This is a genomic window from Acinetobacter vivianii (genome assembly GCF_014635885.1).
Classification (GTDB): domain Bacteria; phylum Pseudomonadota; class Gammaproteobacteria; order Pseudomonadales; family Moraxellaceae; genus Acinetobacter; species Acinetobacter vivianii.
This window is the reverse complement of the sequence record NZ_BMDR01000010.1, coordinates 60,190-85,219: the sequence shown is the minus strand read 5'-3', so window position 1 is coordinate 85,219 and position 25,030 is coordinate 60,190. Positions and strand designations below refer to the sequence as shown.

Sequence of the window (25,030 nt, the reverse complement as noted above, 5' to 3'; positions counted from 1 at the left end):
CATTAGCAGTACCTGCCCTTAAGTGCCTATGTGCATTTAAGGGCTTTTTTATTCTTGCCTCTGAATCATCAACGCTGAGCTAACTGTAAGTGCAACATATGCGTTGCAATGGTATGACGGATATGATCTGGACGAGCATGAAAATAACGCTCACTCAACCCATCACCTGATAAATCTTCAATCACGTTATATCCCATTTCAGCAACAGCTTGATGCAATGCTTTCGGTCTAAATTGTCCTTTTAGGGGTTCCTTTAAAAATCGGGTAAATTGGGAGACAAATAAGCTTCCGAAACGTTCAACACCTTCCAGCTCTCGATAATCGATTGAGTAGTCCAGAACCACTTCACTTCCCTGTGCAGCAATTTTTGCAATGCTGGCTAAGGTATTGAGGGTTGTTTCTGGTTCAAGATAATGCGTTGTGCCCAGCCACGAGAAAAAAGCTGCTTGATCTTGCTTCAACGAACTACGTGCCAAAGCGTCTGCAATAGATTCTTTTTCAAAATCGATTGCAACAAACTCCACATTTGCTGGAAGCTCTCCCAATTGGCGTAATTTCTTTTGTTTTTCGGCTTGGGTATCAGGATGATCCACTTCGTAAATCTTGAGCTGAGGAAATTGTTGTGCCTGCCTCAAGGTAAATGAATCTAGTCCCGCACCCACCAAGACATATTGCTCGACACCACGTTCAATGGCTGCATAGAGCTGATCTTCTGCATAACGTGAACGTCCTACCACTTGTCCTGTTAATAAGCCCAAGGTGCGGTTAAACACGGAAGAATTCATTAGCTTGACGGTTAATGGCGTGCTGAGTAATGCCTTCCAGCCTTTACTGGTTAGCTCGAATGCAAAAGGATCTGCAAAGACAGGATCTGCGGCATTCTGAAAATGATTGGCACGCAATGCGGCAGCCGCTTCCGCCGTTCGGCTTGATTGTCCTTCTTTCATTATTTTCCCCCATATTTCTTTCTATCTTGCAAAAAATAAGCAGCAAATTCCATCCTTAGATAAAATTTACTGCTCTTTGATGATTGATCTAGAATCAGTTAGTTTTTTCAGTCTGATAAGTCACTTGATAATCATTCAAGTCCATACGTTTTAAACGTTGCTTTAACTTTTTCAATGACCAAGGCCAAGCGGCAAAGTTACGACCATTGGCATCTAAATAGTAACTCTTACATCCACCCGCATTAAACACGGTGGTTTTAAGATGTTTCTGTACCAATTCATTATGCTGCTTAATCACTTCAGGCTTAATGTTGAGTTTGGCAATGCCTTTGTCTCTGATTTTAAGTAGACCATCTACGATATAATCCAGCTGAGCTTCAGCCAAGCCAATGAATGAATCGTAAACCAGTACGTTAGGCCCCAATACCAAGAATGCATTCGGCACATTTTCAATACTTGTACCTAAATAGGCTTCTGGTGAACTGCTTTTCCATAAATCATTCAGGCATTCGCCTTTTTCATTTGAAACACGTTTGCCAATCGGTGGATGAGAGACCTCAAAGCCTGTTCCCCAAATAATCACGTCCACTTCATGACGCTCACCATTGGCTGAAACAACGGTATTGCCTTCGACCTTTACCAATCCATGTGGAATTAGTTTAGTATTCGGTTGTTGTAAAGCAGGATAATAGTTGTTGGCGAATAATAAACGTTTACAGCCAATGGTAAAGTTCGGCGTCACATTTTTACGGAGTTCAGGATCTTCAATCTGGAAGCGTAAAATCAGTTTTGCCAATTCACCCACAGGTTTTAACACAGCTGGATTACGTAAACCAAAGTTGATCGCATTTAGAGACTGGGCAACCGTTTTACGCCAAGTCTTTTGAATCAATGGAAACTTCTCAATCAGCGCTTTGCTGACATCACCCAAGTCGGTATCTGGTTTTGGTACCACCCATGGCGCAGTACGTTGATACACATACAGCTCTTTGGCTTTTGGCTGAATCTGTGGTACGAACTGAATGGCAGATGCACCTGTACCAATCACTGCAATACGTTTATCTGTCAAATCATAATCATGATTCCATTTAGCTGAATGGAACATTTCACCTTTAAAAGTTTCCAGTCCATCAAGTTTTGGAATTTGTGCTTCGGTAATCGGCCCTGTTGCAAAAATCACGGTCTTAGACAGGTACTGCCCTTTATTGGTATCAATCACCCAGAGATTACGCTGGTTATCCCATGCTGCATTGAGCAATTCCGTACCAAACTCGATTTTTGAGTTCACCCCAAAATTTTCACTCACTTCTTCTAAGTAGTTCAGAATTTCAGGCTGACGCGCAAACAAGTGACTCCATTTTGCACTTGGCGCAAATGAGTAGGAATATAAAGCTGAGGGTACATCACAGCCACAACCTGGGTAGGTATTTTCACGCCATGTGCCACCGACACGCGTCGCTTTTTCAATAATCTTGTAGTTGCTATACCCCACCTGATCCAGACGAATTGCTGTCGCAATACCTGAAATACCAGCACCAACGATGAAAGTATCGTAAATGTGCGAGGGTAAAGCCTTTCCTTCAGCTGAATTTAATTTTTTTGCTTGAGCTGTCATTTAAAATGTCCTTTGTATCATGTAGCTTAAATAGTTGATTACCAACAGGTTCTCTCTTTATTTCACTCTTTCAGTTCTGTTGCTTAATCAGGGTTATTTCATAAATCGATATGATGTGCCCAAAAATTTTGCATATAAATTTGGTGCCGTACGTTTCATGAGCCAGAATAACTTGGCATCAATCTGTGGAATGGTATAAAGCTCATTTTTATCCAGACGGTCTAGCGTCAGCTTTGCGACCTTTTCACTGGTGGTAAACGCCAGATTAGTCAATGCATAGTCCAGAATCCCTTTATGTGGGACTTTGCCATTCTTGATAATGTTGGTTGGTACCAGCGTTGGACAAAGTACATTTACCTTGATGTTATGTTTACGAAGCTCGGCAGAAAGCGTCTCCGATAATGCACGTACACCCGCTTTAGTCACGTTATAGGCTGTCATTTCGGGTGCAGCCGTATAAGATGCCGCAGATGCAACATTGATAATCGCACCACGACCGAGCTGTTTAAACTTAGGTACGAAATAATGGCAGCCGTGAATAACGCCCCATAAATTGATATCAGAGACCCACTTCCAGTCTTCCAGCGAAGTTTCATCAAACTTGCCGCCTAAACCAACACCAGCATTATTGATGACCAATGTGGTTGGATGTTGCATCAATTGCTCAGCCTGTTCTGCCAGCTTTTCCACTTGCTTGGCATTGCCAACATCACATTTCACCGCAAATGCTTTCGCACCAAGCGCTTCAATCTGCGCTACAGTTTCTTTGGCTGCGTCTAAATTGATATCTGAACACACCACAGTGCCGCCACGTTTCGCCAATTCAAGCGCAAAACTACGACCAATCCCGCTTCCTGCACCCGTCACCACAGCAAATGCTTTTTGGCTTGGCTTGGTTTTCTTCGCAAATAATCTCATCATTGTTTTCCCAGCAATATCATATTGACTTGGACCAAGTTATGCAGAAGCTGCACGTACAGGTGGCACAAACTCTTTAAGGAAATAAGGGCTTAATAATCCTGTTTCAGGATTCAGTAAACGCTCTTTGTAGTACGCCATATACGCTGTCGTATCATGGTCATTGGGATGGAAACTTGGACGCAGATACTCAAGAATATGCATGAAACTGCTACCGAACACGCCACGTTCACTACCGAATAACAACGCGGTACTCTCCACAATATCTTTCATATAGCGAGGATTAATCAGATTGCTTGGTTTCCGTACAAATGGCATCAGATAACCACCTAGTGAAACACCCCCTAAAATCGTCAAACTGGCCAACAGGAAACCTGTAATTCGGAGCCAATAATCACCAGACAACTCAAGGAACACATCATAGGCAATATCTTTATGCTCTGACTCTTCCAACATATGCCACATCCACATGGCACGTTGTCTTTCATCTTGTGAGCCAAGTAAATATTCTTCGTGCTGCATCATAAATTCAGCAAGCACAGCCGTGTAATGTTCAATGCCGGCCATCAATGAAAGCTGTAAAGACTGTGGAAGTTTATAGATCCCATAATCAAACACCTTGCCAGCAATCGCACGTAGCAACTCGACTGGATAGCCATTTTCTTTCAGCACTTCGTCATTAAACTGATTATGTATTTTTGAATGAATGGCTTCCTGTCCAATCAAAGAAGTCAGTCTTTGTTTTAAAATCGGATCATCAATAAAATCACGATGGTGACGTGCCGTTTCAATCACCACATCTTCACCGAAGGTCAAGAAAATGGATAAGGCATGAAAGTAAGAGGTTGCTAATTCTTTATTTAAGAAAAATCGTTCATCTAGTTCTGACGGATTAAACTTAAAGTCAAAATGACGAATTGGAATGGGTGATTTATTTGCTAGGTTCTGAATAATCCCCTGATATTTCGTACTTAATTTGTCTGAAAAGACATTTCGAATCATTTGAGCAACCATGGCTTGATCCCCAGAGAGAATAAAAGTCCAACAACAGCACATCGATTGAAAATAAAATTGTCTATAAGATTATTTCTGCAATTTTACTTGATTCAATCCTTAAATAATTTAAGTCAATGCTGCGTCATTTCTCCTAATAAGCCTTTTGTACTCGACTTATTAGGTAAGTTTCTGACAGCATAGTGCACAGATCAAATATGACTAGAACCAAATTGCTCATATCCACATGAGCGATTTTGCCAACTCGACATATCCATACAAATGCAAGCTCTGCTGCCCCTTGATCAATCCTGTGATTAAGCTGCCTGTACTTTAGGTGTGAACTCTTTTACAAAGAATGGATGTAAGGTACCACCCTCTGATAAAAGCTTCTTCTCATAGTAGGCAAAATAAGCTGAAGCATCATGATCATTTGGATGAAAGTCAGTCCGTAAATAATCAAAAATACGACCTTGGGTACTACCAAAAACGCCATCTTTCGGACTGAAAATCAGCTTCACTCCACGGCGTGCATCTTTCCAGAATTTTGTAGTGAGCATTTCTTGTGGCTTACGGAAAATAGGCACCAAGGTTGCTGAGAACGGGATAAGACCTAAAATCGTGAAATAAGCCAAGAAGAAGCCTGAAACACGTAACGCATAATTACCATTCAATGTCTGATAGACATCATAGGCAACATCTTTGTGCTCTGACTCTTCCAGCATATGCCACATCCATAAAGCACGGGTTTTGGCATCATCCGAGAAATAGAAGTTCTGTTCATGCTCCATCATGTATTCAGCTAATACTGCGGTGAAATGCTCAATCCCCGCCATGAGAGAAAGTTTTAGAGGTTGCGGAAATTTTAAGAAAATATATTCAAAGAATTGCTCGCCCAGAAAGCGATACAGTTTTACAGGGTAATCTAGCTCAACAATCGCATCATTAAATTCATTATGTAATTTTGAATGAATCGCCTCTTGTCCAATCAATGAAGTGACACGTTGTTTTAAAACAGGATCTTTGAGTAAGTCACGATGATGACGTGCTGTCTCAATCACCAGATCTTCGCCATAAGTTAAAAATACAGAAAGCGTAGCGAAAAAAATCGTTGCGAATTGATTGTTCATATAGAATGATAAATCAACTTCCTTGCCTTCAAATCCGATTGCTAAATGACGAATTGGAATACTTTTTTTACTCGCAAAATCGATTTGCTCAGTTATTGGATTCGATTTAAATAAGCTTAAACCTTTCCTTAATGTGCTGCTAATCATGGCTACACCTACCTAGTCACTTGAGCGTCATTTGCCCTTTTACATTCTTTTCGTCTGGTTCATCTCTTTTCGACTGTCCCAACTGACAGGAATGTACGAAAAAATATTCGGGAGATTTTCTTGAACCTGATCCTCGTATAAAGCAACTGTAAACCGATCTTATGTTCGGATTCAATTCGGGTAATTTTTATGATTTTTCTTCAATTTTCTACAAAACAGATTTAAAGGAAATTTGCTCTAAAAATATCTTTCATTATGATGTAAAAATATTTTTATATATAATTATCAATATATTAAATTAAAATTTAAAATTAATATTTTCTAAAAATTGAATGCTTTCATTTCAGGTATACTTATTTATTACAGGATTAAAAACAAATTTAAAAAACTTGTAATTTTATTTGTTCGGATTACTGGACTGACACTTTCAACCAATTGCTGCACATGTTAATCTGAAGTTATGTTCGGATTTTAATAATAATACTTTATGGCTACACGTAAACCACGTCAGTCGCGTTCGAAAGTGACCGTAGACACCATTATTGAAGCAGGTTTTATTGCAGTTGCAACCAACGGTACCAGCGGCACCACCACACGGCATATTGCTGATATTGCAGGTGTAAGTGTTGGTTCGCTGTATGAATACTTCAAGAATAAAGAAGAAATCTATGATGCGATGGCAAAAACCTTTGTCAAAGAAGTTCTGGATATGGTGAAAGAGCTGACGCCTATCATTATCGAGCAAGAGCTGGAACCTTTATTCGAAATGATTTTCTATACCTTTAGGGACTTGCTGACGCGTGATGATGATCGTTATCTGATTTGCCTTCGCTATGCGACTGAACTCAAGTACGAAAAATATATTGGTCAGATCGAAATGGCGCTGATGGAAGTATTAATGAAATATATGATTCGCCATCCTCGTTATTTGAAGGTGAATAATCTTAGTGTGACTGCTTATATCAGCATTAATAGTAGTATCTTTAATGTCGCTCGACACTTGATCTTGCCAAATCCACAAATCAGCTTTGATGAAATGGTCAAAGGTCTAAGTACCATGATTATTAGTTATATCGAAGCAGAATTGGCAAAAGCTGGAAATTAAAAGCCAGCTTTCACTGGCTCAGTTTCATTTTAGAATGGTCTTGCACCTGCCAAACTGACACGTTTCAGTAAACGACGTTGCTCGGCAGGAAAAGCGGTCCGCGAATGCAAGGTCAACTGATTATCCCAATAAACAATATCTCCAATTTCCCACTGATGTTCATAACGATATTGAGGTTGCACAATGTGCGCTCTTAAGCGTTCAATCAATGCAGCACCTTTTTTGTCATCATACCCGACAACTTCAACTTCTGTTTGTGCATCCAGATAAATACCACGGCGACCACTCTCAGAATGCGTACGGACCAATGGATGGGGAAATGCAGCGCCTACTACAGGTTGATCAGAGAAGCGATATTTGGGAATCGGGCTTTTATCCTTTAATCGCAAGAATGGATTATAAGTAATCAGTTGCAGCCCTTCGATTTCGTCTTTGGTTTCCTGATCAAGGTCTTCATACGCCTGAACAGTGTTATACCAACTGGTTGCGCCGCCATCTTTTGGAAGTTCAATTGCGTAAAGTAAAGATCCACTAGAAGGCTGTGGGGTCCAGTGATGATCACTATGCGGGGTAAGTTCCCCATGACCAGTATAATCCCCCTCTCCAACCGCATTGGATACGGGCACGATATCGGGTGGTGCATTGGTATCATTCCGCGTTGCCAATACAGGAACATCTGTTGGTGGACGGAAAATCCCGCCAAAATAACTTGCAAAGGCCAGTAAGTCATTGTCTTCTAGATCTTGTGCCTTGAAAACCAGAATTAAATGTTCGTGCAATGCCTTTTTCAGCTTGAGGATCACTTCCCCGCTTTGAGGTTTACTTGCATCTAGCCCAGTCACAACTGCACCCAATGCACCTTCAATAGGTGTAATCTGTACAGTATCTAAACTATGTTTCTTATATTCATGCCAACGTGGAGCACTTTCAATTGCGGCTGAAAGTTGTGTGAGTACGGTCATTTTATTTCCTATAGATCATTCATTATATATTTTTAAAGCGCTGGGCTTTATTCACAATCCCCCAATCACAAAAATTAGTGATCCATTTAAATATATGCAAATTTTAAAATACAAGAACCAATATTTTTATATTAATTTATTTGTTTTTATGATTATAAAAATCAGCTTACTTGGGCTTACCAAGCAAACTGGAATTGATTAAAATCTTTAATAGGCGGGATAATTAAATGATCTTTAGTTGCATGACTAAAATCTGTCAAAATATCATTTCTAATCGCCGCAAGTCGAACGTCTTCTCGAACACGTGGATGCGGCAAATGAACAGGAACAATCCGCTTGATTCGACCAGGATTGGGTTGCATTACCACAACACGATCACCAAGGAAAACGGCTTCCTCGACATCATGGGTCACGATAATCATGGTAATTTTTTCAGTTTGCCAGATCCGTTGTAATTCCTTTTGTAGATTGGCACGTGTGAGTGCATCCAATGCGCCAAAAGGTTCATCCAACAACAAAATTTTAGGTCGATTAATCAGACTTCTTGCAATCGCAACACGTTGACTCATTCCCCCTGAAAGCTGTGCTGGATAAGCATCTTTAAACTTGCTCAAGCCGACTAATTCAATATGTTCATCAATCAATTGATCCTGTTCAGCACGCGTTAATTTACTATTTAATAATGCAACCCGAATGTTATCTTGTACATTCAACCAAGGAAATAATCGATGATCTTGAAAGACGATACCGCGCTCCAGACTGGTGCCTCGAATCGGTTGTCCATCGACTAAAATCTTACCTTCAAATTGATCATCCAAACCGACCAGTAAACGCAATAAAGTAGATTTTCCACAACCACTACTACCGACAATACTGACAAATTCTCCTGCTTTAATCTCTAAAGAAATATCATCCAATACAGTTAAGGCATATTCTTGATACTGCCCATATGATTTATTGAGGTGATTAATTTTTACTGTGCCCACATTTAATGATGTCATTTTAGCCCCCTAAAATAGAAATCAAAAATATACTAAAAATAATTTTCACTATATTTTCGATATGCCTTTCTATAGTTTTGCCAAAGCAACTTCTGTAGACTTAATTAAAACAATGACTTCACTCCCTAATTCTAAATTTAGATTTTTCACTGATCGCGTGGTAATCACTGAAGTAAAAACTCCCGCAGGTGTTTCTACATCCACCTCAGAAACTACACTTCCTTCAACAATCTCTTTAACCACACCACGAAACTGATTACGCACATTAATTTGAGGAATACTCATCTTTCACCACTTTGCATCTGTTTATTAAATTATGTACCACCATATTAGGTAAAGCATGAATATTTAGAACTATTATTTTTGAATATTTTTTGATTAAAAAGTTATATTTATTTTTAATCATTGATTATTATTTTTTCAGAAAAGTGATTTTTCAACCAATAAAAAGGTGAACCCTATCACCTGATTATTGATTTCAATTAACCCAATAATTCTTCCAACATAATATTGACCACTTTATCGTTTCCCACTAACCCATATTTGACCAATCTTGCACGCACAATGTTCCGACTAATCCCCAACAGCTTAGCTGTTTGGACCTGATTGCGATGGCAATATTCATAAGCGATCCGAATCGTTGCTTCTTCAATCAAGCGATCTAGATTTTCATTTTTCAAGGCATGAGAGGACTCAAATAAATTCAGAAGTGCATGCTGCAACATTTGTTTAGGCAATACATCTGTTCTTGGAATAGTTTGCGTACTCTTCTCTAAATCAGAAATCTGTCGTAAATTCAAACTACTGGATAAGGATGCAAAGCAAAAATCAGTCGGCTGAATTTGATGGTTCTTGCAAACCAGTAAGGCGTGATGAATGGCATTTTCCAGTTCACGAATATTACCCGGATAGCCATAGGTTAAGAGTTTCTGAACAGCACTTGGACTCAGTGTCGCTATTGGATAACCCAAACGTTTGCAATACTGGGCAATGAAAAAATTTGCTAATGGTAAAATATCGCCAGGACGTTCTGCCAAAGGTGAAACTTTAAGCAGTGCCACATTCAGTCGATAAAATAAATCTTCTCTAAACTTGCCTGCTTGAACTGCTTCATCTAAATGGACATTGGTAGCCGCAATCACACGGACATTCAACTTAATTGGCTTGAGTGAACCGACACGAACAATTTCACGCTCTTGCAGAACCCGTAATAATTTCACCTGCATCGCTGGAGATAAATCACCGACTTCATCCAAGAACAGTGTGCCGTGATTAGCCGCTTCAAACCAACCCGCCTTGCTATTGATTGCGCCTGTAAATGCGCCTTTTTCATGTCCAAATAACTCACTTTCAGCCAATGATTCTGTAAATGCACCACAATTTACTGCCACAAAAGGACCACGACTACGCTGACTCATCATATGTACCTGACGTGCCACCAGTTCTTTACCCGTCCCGGTATTGCCAATAATCAGAACGCTAGCCTCACTAGGTGCAATCTGTTCAATGCGATCCAGCAAATCTCTTGATTTTTGATCTTCAAAAACCATGGCTGTCGCACGCTCAGTTCGCGTTAAAGTCTGATTTTGTGGATAAGTAATGAATGACATGCATTTACTTCCCTATTATTCTAAAAGAGAAGTTATCTTGCATGACTATTTACTTAAATAGAAATCAATAATTCACCTTTGTTATTTCCATTTATTAAAATAGAAACAAACACCCATTAATTAGACTAAAAAAATAATTTAATTTTGGCTATATGCATTATATTGATTGCTATATATCTTTTTATAATCAATCTGATTTTGTTTTAACTGATCTTCTTCAATTAAATTATCCACCCATATTTTAAAATCATCGTCTTTAAACTCTCCAGCAGTACTTGGAATGCCCCACTGTGTCCAATATTTTAGCATCGCATTATTTTCAGGACGTTTACGCTTTGCTAGAATCTGCTCGAAGCGTGCAATCACCTGATCTCTCGGTTGCTGTCTAGACCATTCAATTGCTTTGGCAATGCCCGTTACCACTTTACGGGTAGTATTCGGATGTTCCGCAATATAACGATTTGCCATGACATAAGTACCAGTCGTCAAATCGCCGACCAGATCATAATCCCGATAAAGGCGACGTACCCCACCCCGTTCGATTGATGGTCCTGTCAAAGGCGCTAAATCCACATGACCATTTCTTAGGGCTTGCTCTGAAGAACCTGGTGGCAAGACCACTAGCGTTACTTGATTGATTTCTTCAGGGCTAAGTCCTCCTTTTTTTAAATAGGTTTTGAGCATATATTCCACTTGTGCGCCTAGAATATTAGTTCCGACTTTTTTACCGATTAAGTCTCTGGCTGAATGAATTGGGCTACTTTCCAGTACATAATAACCAGCAAAAGGATCATCAAAAGTACCGTAGGCAGCAATGATGACGGTTCCCGGTACACCACTAGCCACCATTTTAACGGCTGAGCCCGCAAAACTTGGACTGCTTATATCACTATCACCTGACAAAGCCGATTGAATGCCCTGTGGTCCTCCTGTAGAAACACCTTGATAGCTTAATTTGATTGGTGCGAGATAACCTAAATCCTCAGCCAATTCCAATGGTGTAACCACGCCCGGTGAACCTAAATATTTAAATTCTAAAGATTCAAGTCCATCGACTGTGGTCAATTTAGATGCTGATTTTGTACATCCCAACAAAATGAGTGACATTGTCACCATACAACTCAAATCAAATAGATGCTTTCCCCAGCCTTGCTTAAACATGTCGATGTGCTCCTGACTACCTTTCAGTTTTCCACGCGGTCAAACGCTTTTCAATCGCAAGCAGACTGTAATTAAACAATAAACCAATCGTGGTAATACTAATGATGCCAAAGAACATTTCGGGGATCTGGAAGTTATATTGCGCATAATTAATCAGATAACCCAGACCAGCTTTTGCCCCAACCATTTCTGCGGCAATTAACATCAACACTGAGAATGAACCTGCCAAACGTACACCTACGAAAATCGTTGGAATCGCGGCAGGTAAAATCACTTTACGGAACAACTGAATGGAACTCAGTCCCATGGTTCGTGCTGACTTGATCAACAATGGATCAACATTACGAACACCGCTGATGGTATTCAGCAAGATGGGCCAAGTGCAGGCATAAGTGACCAATGCGATTTTCGAACTCTCACCAATCCCAAGAAAAAGAATAAATACAGGCAATAAAGCTAAAGCAGCCGTATTTCGGAAGACTTCCAATAAAGGACTCAAAAATTCAGAAAAACGGGTGTACCAACCAATCGCCAAACCTAAAGGAATGGCAATAATGATCGCAAAAATAAAGCCACTGATCGAACGAATCAAACTGGCTTGCAAATGCGTCAAGAGCTGTCCATTTTGAATCAAGCCCCAACCACTGAGCAACACGGTGGAAAATGCTGGCAAGAAAGCGGAATCGACCAAGCCAATCCGCGGTACGATTTCCCAAATGGCCAAAAACAGTAAGATTGCAGCAGAACGCTTAAAACCACTGGAAAGCCAGCTTAGATTAAAACCATCCCCCAAAGAACTGATCTTAGGTGGAGAAGAAATTGAACTGGACTGAATTGTTTTTGGAAACGTTAATGTCTCTTTTGTGCTCGACATAATCACCTCTACTTCTTGTTAATTTTTAAAATATATTGTGTTTAAGCGACCAACTGCTTTTGTTTTTCCTGCTCTTGAGCTTTCAATACTTCTTCACGTAACAAGCTCCAAATCTGATGACGCAGTTGGCTGAATTCGGGGCTAGAACGAACATCTTCCTGATCGCTTCTTAGCTCAGCTGGTACTTCAATCACCTGTTTGATGCGTCCGGGACGTGAAGTCATAATGGCAATGCGCTGTCCCAAATAAATCGCTTCATCAATACTATGTGTAATAAAAATGATGGTCTTCTGGGTCTGTTGCCAAATTTTGACCAATTCAGCCTGTAAAGTTTCGCGGGTCTGTGCATCGAGTGCAGCAAAAGGTTCATCCATCAATAAAATGTCAGGGTCATAGGCCAAACTGCGTGCAATTGCGACCCGCTGCTTCATGCCACCCGAAAGTTCATTGGGATAATGATGTTCGAACTCCGAAAGCCCAACCAGATTTAAGAAATACTTTGCCGTTTGATAACGCTGTTGTTTATCAACACCTTTTGCGTCCAATCCAAACTCAATGTTTTCTATAGCCGTTAACCACGGAAATAAAGCATATTGCTGAAAGACGATACCGCGATCTAAACCAGGTTTCTTAATGGCTTGCCCATCAATGGTGATTTGACCTGAACTGGGTCTCGTTAAACCAGCCAAAAGATCGAGCAAGGTTGATTTTCCGCATCCACTCGGACCAACAATGGCAACAAACTCACCTGCCTTAACCTCTAAAGATAAATTTTCGACTGCCACAAAATCTTCGGCCTGAACTTTTGTCCCTTTGACTTTTTTGGCAGCAAAAGACTTATAAACATTTTCAATTTTTAATTTTGTGCTCATTGCGTATGCTCCTTACTGTGCTGATCGTCAGCTACATTTTTGTTTTCACTTGCGTAGGGATTAAATTGATTGGTAAATAAAGTATCTGCCTTAACCTGATTGGGTTTGAACTCACCACGTTTTTCAAATAGGTCAATCCAACCTTGATATTGTGCTGCATTTAACAATCCGCCTTGACTGACCACTCCATAACTGCGCCAGTACTGCATCAGCACATCGCTTTCATTGCGTTTTCTCTTTTCAATAATGCTTTTAAAACGGGCGAGCACCTGTTCTCGTGGTGTTTGCTTGGTCCATTCCACGGCTTTGGCAACACCTGTTACATATTGCTTGACCACTTCAGGATGCTGCTGGATGAATTTCTCGGTAAAGACATAGCTGCCTGCGGTAAAACTGCCGTACAGATCCGTGTCTGAGACCAATTTTCTTAAACCGCCACGTTCCAAGGCCTTGTCTTGAAAAATAGAAACCAGCGCTGCGGCATCCACTTGCCCTGCACGTAAGGCTTGTTCTGTGTTGGTGGGTGGCAATACCACAAATTCCACTTGATTGATTTCGTCATTGCTTAAACCTTGACGTGCCAAATAGTCTTTTAAAACAAATTCGTAATGTGCACCCAATGTGTTTACAGCCACTTTTTTGCCGATCAAATCACGCGCAGAATGAATCTGACTATTATTTGGAACGTAATAACCGACCCAACTTTTGTCATCACTACCATAAGAGGCAACTACGGCCTTGATCTTAATTCCTGCTGCTGCGAGCTTGATGATTGCGCCATCAAAAGCCGTTGCAACATCCACGTCGCCCGTCGTGAGTGCCTGTAAATCCTGAGGACCACCTTGCACACTGCCAACATATTTCAGCTTTAGATCACCTAAATAGCCCAAGTCTTCAGCCAGTTCTGGTAATGAAACCACACTGGTCAAGGATTGATAACGAAGCTCATGCACCTGCTTGGGTGGAATATCTGATTGTTTACTACATGCAATGAGACTGATTGCCATTAAACTCAATACGCTAATCTGCCCAAGCGCTTTAAAATGCCGTTTGAAAGATTGCCGAAAATTCTGTTGTTTCATTTTATTATTCTCCTAACGTCGCCAAACCAAAATACGACGCTCAGTTAAGTTAGCTAAGCTCTTCCACGCCACACCGATAAAACCAATCACGATTAAACCAAATACAATCAGACCAACATCTAAAGCAGCCCGTCCACGAATCACGATATTGCCCAGCCCGACACCATAGTTTGCCAACAGAAACTCTGCCCCGATGGTCGCTACCCAAGCGAAAATCAAACCCAGTTGTAAACCTAAAAAAATTTGGCTGGCTGCCGCAGGTAAAATCAGTTTGCTCAAGGTCTGCCAAGCATTGAATTGATAGACTTTGGCAACTTCGTATTGATGCAGTGGAATTTGTCTGACCCCATCAATGGTATGTAAAGCCACGGGATAAAAAACTGAGAGCACAATGAATAAAATTTTCGCGCTATTGCCATAATCCAAAAAGGTGGTGATTAACGGTAACCATGCAAACAAAGAAATCTGTCGCAAGACATTAAAACTGGGTAAAAATAAATAATTGGCCCAACGTGAAACGCCAACGGCAATGCCAAAAATAATGGCCAGAATGCTGCCGATCACAAAACCGGTCAGATCACGGAACAGGCTCGCGCCTAAACCTGTCCAAAACTCTTGCTGCTGAAATTGATGAATTGCAATCTGCACCACCTCAAATGGTGCTGGAATGAGTTTAGGATTGACCCAATTCAACTTGGATGCGATCGCCCACAACACAATGAAAACAATTGGGAGGACCAAACCATAAACGTTTAAATAATTGAAATTAAATCTTGGTTTGGATGTAGAAGTAATAGACATATTCAATCCCCTTAAAATGCACTGCGTTGCCAATGGCTAAACCAGCGCTCTACCCAGCCCAAAATATGATCTAGAACAAAACCCACCATCCCAATCACAATGACAGCCATAAAAATAATGTCGGGTTGAATCAATTGCCTTCCCCACACAATCAGGTAACCAATCCCTTCACTACTGGCTAATAGTTCGACAAAAACTAGGGATAACCACGCCTGCATAATCCCTTGACGTAAACCACTGACAATATTGGGCAAAGCAGAAGGCAAAATGACACGACGAAATCGCTGCCACGCACTAAAGCTATACACCTGCGAGACTTCTAATAAATGCGGAGGAACATTCAGGACACTGCGATAAGTCGCAACCAACACAGGTACAAATACAGCAAGTGAAATCGCTGCAATTTTTAAGCTTTCATCAATACCCAAAAAGATCATCAGTAATGGAATCCAGCCAATCACTGGAAATTGCGCAATCAGATTAAAAGTTGGGTAAATGAACTTGTGTGCGAGACGTGATAAACCGATCAGAAAACCCAATAACAAACCGATGCTGCCGCCCACCAAGACACTCCAAGCAACCCGTTTTAAGCTAATCCATAAATTATCCTGTAACTCATGCGTGTCGATCAGTTCTAAGGTGGTTTGCCAAACCACGGCAGGACTTGGCAAAATTTGTTCAGGTAACCATTGCTTCTGAAAAGCATAATGCCAAACCGCTAAAGCGATCGCAGGTAAAACCAAAGCCAATAAAATACGAACTGCCCATATACCGATTTGCTTGAAATAAGGGGCTAAATTAATTCGTTGCCAAGTGTGTTCATTTTCTAATTGAGTTTCGATGCTACTCATTTTATTGACCCTCTATTTCTGAATACATTTCAATCTCTACGGGCGGTGCTGTAAAAACTTGTGTAAGTTGCTGGGCAAAACCGATCAGCCCGCCAAATAAAACTGCTGAAATAAGAAACATCGACTGTAAGCCCCAGTAGTGACCTAGCCAACCTCCTACCATGCTTCCTAGCAAAGCCCCCGCAGGTCCTGCCATTGCGGTTAATCCAGAAACCTTTGCCATTCCCAAGCGTTCACCCACATTGGCAAACATGGTGAAATTAACGATATGCAACATTGCAAGCCCCAAACCCAAAATCACAGCACCCATCCACAACAGCGCTGGAACTTTGGGAATACCCAAGGCCACAGATGCTACTGCAACACAGGCAAAACCCGTTTGATAAAAGCGTTTTATCCCCCAGCGTGCGAGTAAAGTACCTGTCGTAAATAAGGCCACAACAAACACCGCGCCCTGTAGTGTCACCAAACTGGCAGCAATCGTTTCACTCAAGCCAAAGTCTTTGATTGCAATGACAATGATGAAAAAACCGTAGTACGCCATCACGGCATTGCTCGCCATCTCAATCAGACTGGTACGTCGTAAAGCCTGATCTTGTTTTAATAAAACCAATTGCTTGGCAATTACGGTAAGGCTAAAGACTTCGTTCTGTTGCGCTTGACTGATCTCTATTGAGTTTGATCCAAAGGCCAATGGTGCAAACAATATTGGTAAAATAAAAAGTCCAGCAATCCACCAAAATGCATCTGAGAATCCAGCCCCACTTACTAAACTCACGGCCAATAACGGACCAACCAGAAAGAAGCCCATCATATGCGTGCCTCTAAACCATCCCGCCCTAGCAGCGCCTATACTTTTTAAATGCTGCATATACACCGTATTGAGCGAAACAAACCGCATTGGCATACATAGCCCAACAAGGAAAGTACATAAGATCAGATACCAAACCGCTGGATAAAACGGCACCGTGACATACACCACTGCTGCGAGAAAACTTCCTAACACAAACATTGTCTTAGGCCCGTGTCGCTGTACTAACAAACCAATGGGTAATCCAATCAGCAAAATACCTAAACTCTGTACTGCGGCAATCAATCCCATTTCAAACTCATTCGCAGCTAACTGCACCGCATATAGAGAGGTCACGATTTTCGCAATACCAATGCCCAAGCCTGCACAGAATGCCAAGCCGATAAAGCCCAATACAAAGTGCCACTGACCCAATTCAGCCTGAGCAACCGATTCCTGACGCATAGGTCATTCCTAAAATGGTGAACAAATAAACTGGCTTGCCAAAGGCATACACGCCCTTAGCTCAATCCAGATCACAATTACTTTTTACGGTTGCCATTCACATCAAATTTTGGCCAGAAGTTTTCCAGTTTCAGTTCTTGAATCGCCGTGTTGAGATACTTCGGTTCAATCCAAGAATCCACATCCACTGGACGGCGAATCAGCTTGTAATCAATCGACTGCTGAACTGATTTCTTTAAAGAGTTGACTGCATAATCATCAAAGTATGGTGAGTTACGATCTTTCAGCGAGTAATCATCCCAGTCTTTTTTATAGTCTAGGTAAGGCACACCACTTTGCGCCCATAACTTGTACTGCGTATCACGATTCTTTTCATCGGAACTCCACACGTTATCTTTAATAAATGTGGTCACCACACGCTGTACAATTTTTGGATATTTCTTCTCAAAATCTTCGCTGACCCATGCCACCAATGGACCATTCAGGTTTGGATCTTTACGCACTTCTAAAATACGCTTTGCCACACCGCGTGCTTCCAATGTCCACGGACTGGTAATCAAACCATCAATATCACCTGTAGACAGCGAGGTTTGAGCTGAATAAAAGTCCTGACTAATCACACGGAAATCTTTTTCAGTAAATCCATACTTACGCAGTAAACGCCCCAAAATCAGCTGTTGGTTGGTGCCTTTAAATACAGAAATGGTTTTGCCTTTTAAATCCGCTAGGCTTTTCGCACCTGAATCCGATGGCACTGCAAAGTAAACAGGTCCAAAACGTCCTGTCACAAATAGCAGCTTGGACTTTAATCCTGTCGAGCGTCCGACAATCGAAGGCAAATCACCATGCCCGATACCAAAATCAACTTTTTTGTTGGCTAATGCTTCATTTAAAGCTGGACCTGCACCAGGGAAAAAGCTCCATTTCACCTTTATGCCGTCTTTGGCAAACTCTTTTTCCAAAATACCCCGTAAGTTCGCACTTGCATAAGCACTCCCTCCGACTTTTGGTTTTCCACCTACGCCTGCACCAGGAACTCCCAGTCGGATTTCTGTGGGATTGGTTTCAGCAAAAGCTGAGAAACTGGTGGCAACCAGCAAACCTGCCGTTGCACCAATAAATAAATGTTTCGTCAAAAATTTCATTGTGTCATTACTCATATTGGAAAATTAAAAGGTGTATTGGAATTGCGCTTGTACTTCCGAGAAGTCTTTTTGCGCAGCTGTCTCGTGGTCATAGCTCCAGCGATTCAGCCCTAGTTGGAATTTTGTCGTTTGTGCAAAGAAGAAATTTAGGCCCAAGGTATGAATATCGACTTTGCCAAGTCCATGCCCAGCAATACCGATCACATCTGCACCTTTATTCGGGTTATAACTGTCATAGCGATAGAAGCTCTGGATTGATTTCGGCCAGAAGTCATCAAACTTCGCAACAGATTTCACACTGTTATAAAATTGATCGCCAAAGGTATAAAACAGGGTTGCGGTATGCCCTTCAGACTTTACTTCTGAGGTAGAACCTGTGGCCGTTGCATAGTCACTGAGTCCTTTGACATATTCATAAGTCACGCCAAACGGTGCATGGTTGTAGTAAATATCGAAACCCAAACGATCATTGCGACCGTTACCATCGAGAACATTACTGCCTGCGATAACGTTTTTACTGCCTTTGAGATACGAAGCACCAAATTTCAGCTCACGGAACCAACTGGCATAATCAACAGGCAAAGTGAAAGCGACGCGTCCGATATAATCTTTCTTGTCATTATCATCGACTTTATTGGTCCCATTTCCATTAACCACACCCAAAGCATATTCAAATAAGGGCGCTCGATAGTTTGATGAATAATCAACAAATGGTTTGACATCGCCACGTACAATCAGACCTGTCTGGCGATTGAATAGACCCAATTGTGCCAGTCCTGTCGCAACATTGATGGTTGGCCGTAAATCCTCTGGAGATTGCGGGTCTAACCCAAATGGAATCAGTTGCTGTCCAAGCGTCACGTTTAAACGTGGGACTTCGGGACCACCATTGGTTGAAGTAAAGTTATAGCGTAAAAATGCATCAGCCAAATTCAAATCACTAGCACTACCTGCTGTACCCGTACGTTTGCCATAGCTAAAAGACAATTGGTAATCTAAGTTTTTACCTTCTTTATAATCTCGATATAAATTTCCACGTACGCCAAATAAAGCCGTAGGAATATCGAAGGTATTGCGGCGTGGTGTAACAGGTGCAGGGTTCCCAGCAGAGGTGTCCCGGCTTTGTGTTTGTGCACGGACTTGTACCGTTCCATACAAGGTCGTATCTCGAGTTGATTTTACCGAAGTACGCTCATATTGACGTGATTGATCATACTTATAGTTTTCTAAATCACTCCGGAAACCAGCTAACTCACTTTGAGTCGCAAAACTATGTTCAGTATTTTCTTCCTGACCATCGGCTGATGTTTGATCTTGGGCTGCGAGTTCTGCTGTCTCACCCACCTCAGCTGAAGCTTGTTTCTTTTGCTTCAACGCATTGACCTGTTGCTGTAAAGCCGTCAATTGCGCCTGTAACTGCGCTAATGTTGTGTCAATATCTTCTGCTGCCTGAGCTGTGCCACTTCCCAAAAGTGTTGCAATGCTCAAAGCAATCGATAAAGAGAGATAATGTTTTTTCACCAATAAAGCCCCTAAAACTAAAACAATAAAATTTGAGTAAAAAAATCCTGTGTGTGACTGAATACGCAATCACACCGAAAACAGATCCCAACGAAATGAATTAAAAAATGAGAGAGAAATTAACTTTCCATACAACAACGCAACATCTTCATCCTGTGCTCCTCAGCCTGCATAAAATCAATCTTTGATTCCTATACCGAGATATTTGCAAGCAGCGTGCCAAAAATTAAATAATTGTTTTATATTAATATTTATAGAAACCTATCTTATTCCCCTGTTGAAGCTATGCTGATTTTCCAACACCCTGCTTATACAAAAACAGCATAATTTAATGTTTTTATTTCTTATTTTTAGATATAGGACCAATATATCGGTATGCTGATCTCAAAATAAAAAAAGACAACTAGATTGACTCTGTTGTCTTGAATAAAAGAAGAAATGAAATTGGAGAATATGATCTATTTTTTAAGGTGCGGGATTCGGATGAGCTTGATGAATTTGCTCAATACCCTGAATGACTTCATCGGATAGTTGTAGGTGAATACTCTCAATATTGGTTTTGAGCTGATTTAAATTGGTCGCTCCAATAATATTACTGGTTACAAAACGGCGACTGTTCACATAGGCTAAAGCCAACTGGGCAGGATCTAAATCATATTGTTGTGCCAATGCAACATAACGACGGATTGCTTCTTCTGATGCTTGACCTTTATAACGTGCAAAACGTTCCCATAAGGTTAAACGTGCGCCTGCAGGTTGTGCACCATCTAAGTATTTACCCGTCAATGCACCAAATGCCAAAGGCGAATACGCCAGCAAACCCACCTGTTCTCGGATTGCAATTTCAGCATTGCCGATTTCAAAACTCCGATTCAATAAATTATAGGGATTTTGGATAGACACAACCCGTGCTAAGCCCAATTTTTCGGAATACTTCAAAAACTGACTCACGCCCCATGGGGTTTCATTGGATAAACCAATGTGTCGGATCTTGCCTGCTTGAATGAGATCAGACAAAACTGTCAGCGTTTCTAAAATTGGAACGGTATCTTCATCTTCAACATGGTTATAGCCCAACTCACCGAAATGATTGGTACTTCGGTCTGGCCAATGAAGTTGATAAATATCAATATAGTCCGTCTGCAAACGTTGCAGGCTATCATGAAGTGCAGTTTCAATATTAGCGCGATCTAGCTTGGTTTGACCTGAACGGAAATGCGAAGCTTGGGTGAGTTTTCCTGAACGGCCTACCACTTTGCTGGCAATCAGGACTTGGTCCCGTTTCTGTGACTGCTTTAACCATGTCCCTATATATTTTTCAGTTAAGCCCTGTGTCTCCGGTTTCGGTGGTACTGGATACATTTCAGCAGTATCGATTAGATTTACGCCTTGCTCTACTGCATAATCCAGTTGCTCGTGGGCTTCAGATTCAGAATTCTGTTCACCCCAAGTCATCGTACCAAGGGCAATCACACTTACATCAATATCAGTTTGACCTAATTTTCTATATTGCATTTTTTACTCAATTTAATTGTGATAATACAAGAGCGACTGTTAATGGTCGCCCTTGTTTCTTTAATTTATGCTTCAGTTTTAACATGAATTTAACTGGCTTTGTTTTTTTCAGCCTGTCGAGCAAGGACATATTGATTTTCAGGACGTGCCAGCCCCAAGTTTTCGCGCAACGTCGTTCCTTCATATTCGGTACGGAATAAACCACGACGCTGTAACTCTGGCACAATCAACTCAACAAAATCATTCAAGCCTGCTGGCGTGCTTGGTGGCAAAATATTGAAGCCATCGGCTGCTTCATTTTCAAACCATTGTTGTAATTGATCGACAATCTGTTCAGGTGTGCCAATCAGTTGCCAATGTCCACGTGCACCAGCAACCCACTCATAGAGCTGGCGGATACTGAAATTGTTTTTCTTGGCAATATCTGCAATTAGAGCAGGACGACTCACCATGCCTTGGCCTTCACCCAACTCAGGGAATGGACCATCCAGATCATAGCCTGAAAAATCAAAGCCACCACTTAAACCACTCAGTAAAGCAAGCCCTGCTTCTGGATGAATCAGGTCCGTGAGCTGTTGGTATTTAGCGCGCGCTTCTTCTTCTGTACGGCCCACAAATGCAGAAACACCCGGTAAGATTAAAAGTTCATCCGCCGAGCGTCCATATTTCGCTAAACGGCTTTTTACATCACGATAGAACTCTTGTGCATCTTCCAGTTTTTGATTGGCGGTAAAAATAACTTCAGCATACCGCGCTGCCAGATCACGCCCAGGCCCTGACTGCCCCGCCTGCACAATGACTGGGTAGCCTTGTGGCGCACGTGGTACATTCAACGCACCTTTCACCGCATAGTATTTGCCTTTGTGATTTGGGTTATGAACTTTCTCAGGATTATAGAAAATACCTGATACCTTATCATGGATAAAGGCATCATCCTCCCAGCTATCCCAAAGCTTTTTAATCAGATCAACATATTCCTGTGCACGCTCGTAACGCTCTGCATGTGGAATTTGCTGTTCATAGCCAAAGTTTGCGGCAGCAGCTTCCGAAGCAGAGGTCACCACATTCCATCCTGCACGGCCATGGCTGAGGTGATCTAGGGAAGCAAATTTACGCGCCAATAAATACGGTTCTTCGTAGGTAGTCGATGCCGTTGCAATAAATCCAATATTTTTGGTCACTGTCGATAAAGCGGCAAATAGCGTAACGGGCTCAAAACCTGCCACTTTGTCACTGTAACCCGTATGTTCAGCTTGTCCAAAGTTCACAGCCAAACCATCAGCCAAGAAATAAGCATCAAATAAGCCTTTTTCAGCTAACTGCACCTGTTCTTTAATAAAATCAAAATCAACGGCTTTTGTCGGTTGCGATTCTGGATGTCGCCATGCAGCGACATGTTGTCCTGTTGCTGGAATAAACGCACCTAATCGGATTTTTCTACTCATGCTCTGCTCCAAATTTGTTGTTAAACACAATTCATCTTTCACTGTGATTAATACAAATTAGGTGCCATATTTTTTATTTATAAATATCAAAACATTAGGAAAAAATCATTTTATCTATGTTTCAGCAACAGCATGATTCTGTTGAGTGGGTGCTGGAAAATCAACAATTCTTCCCTATCACCAAACGTGTCATTAAATTACATCAGGCGTCATCCATGATTTGGATCTATTCAGAAGAGGATGTTGCAGGCAGCTTAATGGTAAACACACTATTATTGGCAGGATTGCTGTATTCAATCGTCCCTTTATGAGCGACGACAATTGCGTGCACAACCGCTAAGCCCAACCCTGTTCCGCCGAATTCTTTATTACGGGACTGTTCAAGTCTGAAAAAAGGATCAAATAAATCTTGCTGATATTCAGAAGCAATACCGGGCCCTTGATCAGCAATTTGAATGATCCAATGATCTGCAACTAATTTTGAAGAAATGCTCAGTTTTCCAGCATTGGCATAGCGAATGGCATTATCAATCAATGCCATAAGAACTTGCTCAATACGGCGCTGGTCACAATTTACTGGGGTCGTAGAAATCTCAAGTACAGGTTCTAATCCTGCTTGCTGTAAACGATGTTCAAACAGTTTCAATACGTTGTCTGCAAGGACTTTTAGATCAACAGCTTCGTAATGTAACCTGAGTTGTTGATTCTCAACCAGACTTAAAGTCCGCAAATCCTCCACCAGATGCGATAATCCTTCCACTTGTCCTAACAAGCTTTTAAACAAAGCTTCATCAGGCTTAAACACACCATCAAGAACACCTTGTAGACGTCCTTGCAAAATGGTGATGGGAGTTCTTAATTCATGGGCGATTGCGGCATTCCAGACCTGAGCATTTTCGACTGAACTTTCTAATTTTTTCGCCATATTATTAAAATTATGCATGAGTTCAGAAATTTCAGCGGAATGAATCTGGCTATCCTCTGCTCTGGCTGAAAGATCTCCCTGACTAATTTTTTGTGCAGCTTCCGCCAGATAATTAATCGGTTTAATAAAGCGCTGAGCAAGAAACATCCCAATGATTAAAGAAATCACCGCACCACAAAAAATTACGGTTCCTAACCAGATCCAGTCAACAAAATGGAATTCAGTCCAGTCGTCTTGCAATGAACTTAAAGTCAGCCAGCCCGCATCAATCGCGTAGTTATAGATGAAATAGCCCAGAAAAATAGAAAATAACGTCACACTCAAGTTCACAATACTTAAAGCGATAAAGAGCTGTTTACTAATGCCTGACTTATTTTTCATGTTATTTCTCAAACGACTTGTACGATTATCTGAAACTAAAAATTAAAACGTTTGCGGATGATCAAAACGATAACCCACACCACGAACATTAATTAAGACCTGCTCTAGTCCCTGTTCCTCGAGTTTTTTTCTTAATTTACTGACATGGCTATCTACAGTCCGCTCCAAAGCATCACTATCGGGTAAGCAGTAACTCATCAGCTCACTTCGGGTAAATACTTTATGCGGGTGCTCGAGCATCAGAATCAGGATTTTATATTCTGTCAAAGTTAAATTCAGTAAGGTTTTCCGATCTTGCTGATGAACATAAACACTGTGAATGGCCGTGTGAATTTCAATATTTTTATATAACAGATTTTTATTTTGCGCTTGCTGATTTTGTTGTGCTCTTCTCAAAACAGCCTGCACCCGCGCGACCACTTCATTGGGATTGAAAGGCTTAACCACAAAGTCATCCGCACCAATTCTTAATGCCATGACCTTATCAATTTCCTGATCCAGTGCAGTCAGCATAATCACTGGAGTTTGGGCTTTTTGGCGGATTTTGCTCAGCACTTCCCAGCCGTTTAATTCAGGTAATTTAATATCCAGCAGAATCAGGTCAATCGGCTGAGCGGCATGAATTTCAATTGCTTGTTTACCATTCATGGCTCGAAGCACCTGCATGCCTTCACGTTTTAAGTAGTGCTCAATAATATCGCCAATATCGTACTCATCTTCTACGACGAGAATCTGCTTATCACGGCAATCAAAAGAAAACGAGGCTTCAAACAT

General features: G+C 41.2%; 23 protein-coding genes. 1 reads left to right on the top strand and 22 read right to left on the bottom strand.

The window, feature by feature from the left end; translation table 11 throughout:
- Positions 1-68 precede the first annotated feature (68 nt).
- The 5 genes from IEV36_RS16765 to IEV36_RS16745 all read right to left on the bottom strand — a co-directional run bounded on the left by IEV36_RS16765 (position 69) and on the right by IEV36_RS16745 (position 5,750).
- Positions 69-947 carry a class I SAM-dependent methyltransferase gene (locus IEV36_RS16765; RefSeq protein ID WP_005258103.1) on the bottom strand — a complete coding sequence of 293 codons (879 nt, stop codon included), beginning with the start codon at positions 945-947 and terminating at the stop codon, positions 69-71.
- A 94-nt stretch (positions 948-1,041) separates the two neighbouring features.
- Positions 1,042-2,562 carry a flavin-containing monooxygenase gene (locus tag IEV36_RS16760; RefSeq protein WP_005258105.1) on the bottom strand — a complete coding sequence of 507 codons (1,521 nt, stop codon included), beginning with the start codon at positions 2,560-2,562 and terminating at the stop codon, positions 1,042-1,044.
- 93 nt (positions 2,563-2,655) lie between these two features.
- Complete coding sequence (locus IEV36_RS16755) at positions 2,656-3,480, bottom strand: SDR family NAD(P)-dependent oxidoreductase (protein ID WP_032863929.1); 825 nt, start codon at positions 3,478-3,480, stop codon at positions 2,656-2,658.
- A 39-nt stretch (positions 3,481-3,519) separates the two neighbouring features.
- Positions 3,520-4,494, bottom strand: coding sequence for a metal-dependent hydrolase (locus IEV36_RS16750; protein WP_005258110.1), 975 nt, complete (start codon positions 4,492-4,494; stop codon positions 3,520-3,522).
- Between the two features lie 296 nt (positions 4,495-4,790).
- Positions 4,791-5,750 (bottom strand): metal-dependent hydrolase, encoded by a 960-nt coding sequence (locus tag IEV36_RS16745; RefSeq protein ID WP_005258113.1) that lies wholly within the window; start codon positions 5,748-5,750, stop codon positions 4,791-4,793.
- A 487-nt stretch (positions 5,751-6,237) separates the two neighbouring features.
- On the opposite strand from IEV36_RS16745, the gene IEV36_RS16740 reads away from it, so the two are divergent.
- Positions 6,238-6,855, top strand: coding sequence for a TetR/AcrR family transcriptional regulator (locus IEV36_RS16740; RefSeq protein ID WP_004772738.1), 618 nt, complete (start codon positions 6,238-6,240; stop codon positions 6,853-6,855).
- Between the two features lie 29 nt (positions 6,856-6,884).
- On the opposite strand, the gene IEV36_RS16735 is transcribed toward IEV36_RS16740, so the two are convergent.
- From IEV36_RS16735 to adeR, 17 genes are all read right to left on the bottom strand, one after another.
- Positions 6,885-7,817, bottom strand: a complete 933-nt coding sequence (locus IEV36_RS16735; protein ID WP_005258114.1) for a TauD/TfdA dioxygenase family protein — start codon at positions 7,815-7,817, stop codon at positions 6,885-6,887.
- 176 nt (positions 7,818-7,993) lie between these two features.
- Positions 7,994-8,818 (bottom strand): ABC transporter ATP-binding protein, encoded by an 825-nt coding sequence (locus tag IEV36_RS16730; RefSeq protein ID WP_005258117.1) that lies wholly within the window; start codon positions 8,816-8,818, stop codon positions 7,994-7,996.
- A 69-nt stretch (positions 8,819-8,887) separates the two neighbouring features.
- A complete protein-coding gene (locus tag IEV36_RS16725) occupies positions 8,888-9,103 on the bottom strand; it encodes a TOBE domain-containing protein (RefSeq protein WP_005258119.1) in 216 nt (71 codons plus the stop codon).
- Between the two features lie 197 nt (positions 9,104-9,300).
- The gene (locus IEV36_RS16720; protein WP_005258121.1) at positions 9,301-10,428 is read right to left on the bottom strand and encodes a sigma-54 interaction domain-containing protein; all 1,128 of its coding nucleotides are present in this window, start codon (positions 10,426-10,428) and stop codon (positions 9,301-9,303) included.
- 138 nt (positions 10,429-10,566) lie between these two features.
- Entirely contained in the window at positions 10,567-11,589 is a 1,023-nt protein-coding gene (locus IEV36_RS16715; protein WP_005258123.1) for an ABC transporter substrate-binding protein, read from the bottom strand.
- Positions 11,590-11,605: 16 nt separating this feature from the next.
- Positions 11,606-12,463 (bottom strand): ABC transporter permease, encoded by an 858-nt coding sequence (locus IEV36_RS16710; protein WP_005258125.1) that lies wholly within the window; start codon positions 12,461-12,463, stop codon positions 11,606-11,608.
- Positions 12,464-12,504: 41 nt separating this feature from the next.
- Positions 12,505-13,335: an ABC transporter ATP-binding protein gene (locus IEV36_RS16705; RefSeq protein WP_005258128.1), complete on the bottom strand. Its 831-nt coding sequence runs from the start codon at positions 13,333-13,335 to the stop codon at positions 12,505-12,507.
- Positions 13,332-14,417 (bottom strand): ABC transporter substrate-binding protein, encoded by a 1,086-nt coding sequence (locus IEV36_RS16700; protein WP_005258130.1) that lies wholly within the window; start codon positions 14,415-14,417, stop codon positions 13,332-13,334. Before IEV36_RS16700 ends, IEV36_RS16705 begins: the two co-directional genes overlap by 4 nt.
- Positions 14,418-14,429: 12 nt before the next feature.
- Positions 14,430-15,218 (bottom strand): ABC transporter permease, encoded by a 789-nt coding sequence (locus IEV36_RS16695; RefSeq protein WP_005258131.1) that lies wholly within the window; start codon positions 15,216-15,218, stop codon positions 14,430-14,432.
- An 11-nt stretch (positions 15,219-15,229) separates the two neighbouring features.
- Positions 15,230-16,069: an ABC transporter permease gene (locus IEV36_RS16690; RefSeq protein WP_005258133.1), complete on the bottom strand. Its 840-nt coding sequence runs from the start codon at positions 16,067-16,069 to the stop codon at positions 15,230-15,232.
- Position 16,070: 1 nt separating this feature from the next.
- On the bottom strand, positions 16,071-17,324 hold the full coding sequence (locus tag IEV36_RS16685) for an MFS transporter (RefSeq protein ID WP_005258135.1): 1,254 nt from the start codon (positions 17,322-17,324) through the stop codon (positions 16,071-16,073).
- 77 nt (positions 17,325-17,401) lie between these two features.
- On the bottom strand, positions 17,402-18,469 hold the full coding sequence (locus tag IEV36_RS16680) for an ABC transporter substrate-binding protein (protein WP_005258143.1): 1,068 nt from the start codon (positions 18,467-18,469) through the stop codon (positions 17,402-17,404).
- A gap of 24 nt (positions 18,470-18,493) precedes the next feature.
- Positions 18,494-20,017 carry a putative porin gene (locus IEV36_RS16675; protein ID WP_050560022.1) on the bottom strand — a complete coding sequence of 508 codons (1,524 nt, stop codon included), beginning with the start codon at positions 20,015-20,017 and terminating at the stop codon, positions 18,494-18,496.
- A 438-nt stretch (positions 20,018-20,455) separates the two neighbouring features.
- Positions 20,456-21,505, bottom strand: a complete 1,050-nt coding sequence (locus IEV36_RS16670) for an NADP(H)-dependent aldo-keto reductase (protein ID WP_005258145.1) — start codon at positions 21,503-21,505, stop codon at positions 20,456-20,458.
- A gap of 89 nt (positions 21,506-21,594) precedes the next feature.
- On the bottom strand, positions 21,595-22,950 hold the full coding sequence (locus IEV36_RS16665; protein ID WP_005258146.1) for an LLM class flavin-dependent oxidoreductase: 1,356 nt from the start codon (positions 22,948-22,950) through the stop codon (positions 21,595-21,597).
- A 226-nt stretch (positions 22,951-23,176) separates the two neighbouring features.
- Entirely contained in the window at positions 23,177-24,256 is a 1,080-nt protein-coding gene (gene adeS / locus IEV36_RS16660) for a two-component sensor histidine kinase AdeS (protein WP_005258148.1), read from the bottom strand.
- 42 nt (positions 24,257-24,298) lie between these two features.
- Complete coding sequence (gene adeR / locus IEV36_RS16655) at positions 24,299-25,030, bottom strand: efflux system response regulator transcription factor AdeR (RefSeq protein ID WP_005258149.1); 732 nt, start codon at positions 25,028-25,030, stop codon at positions 24,299-24,301.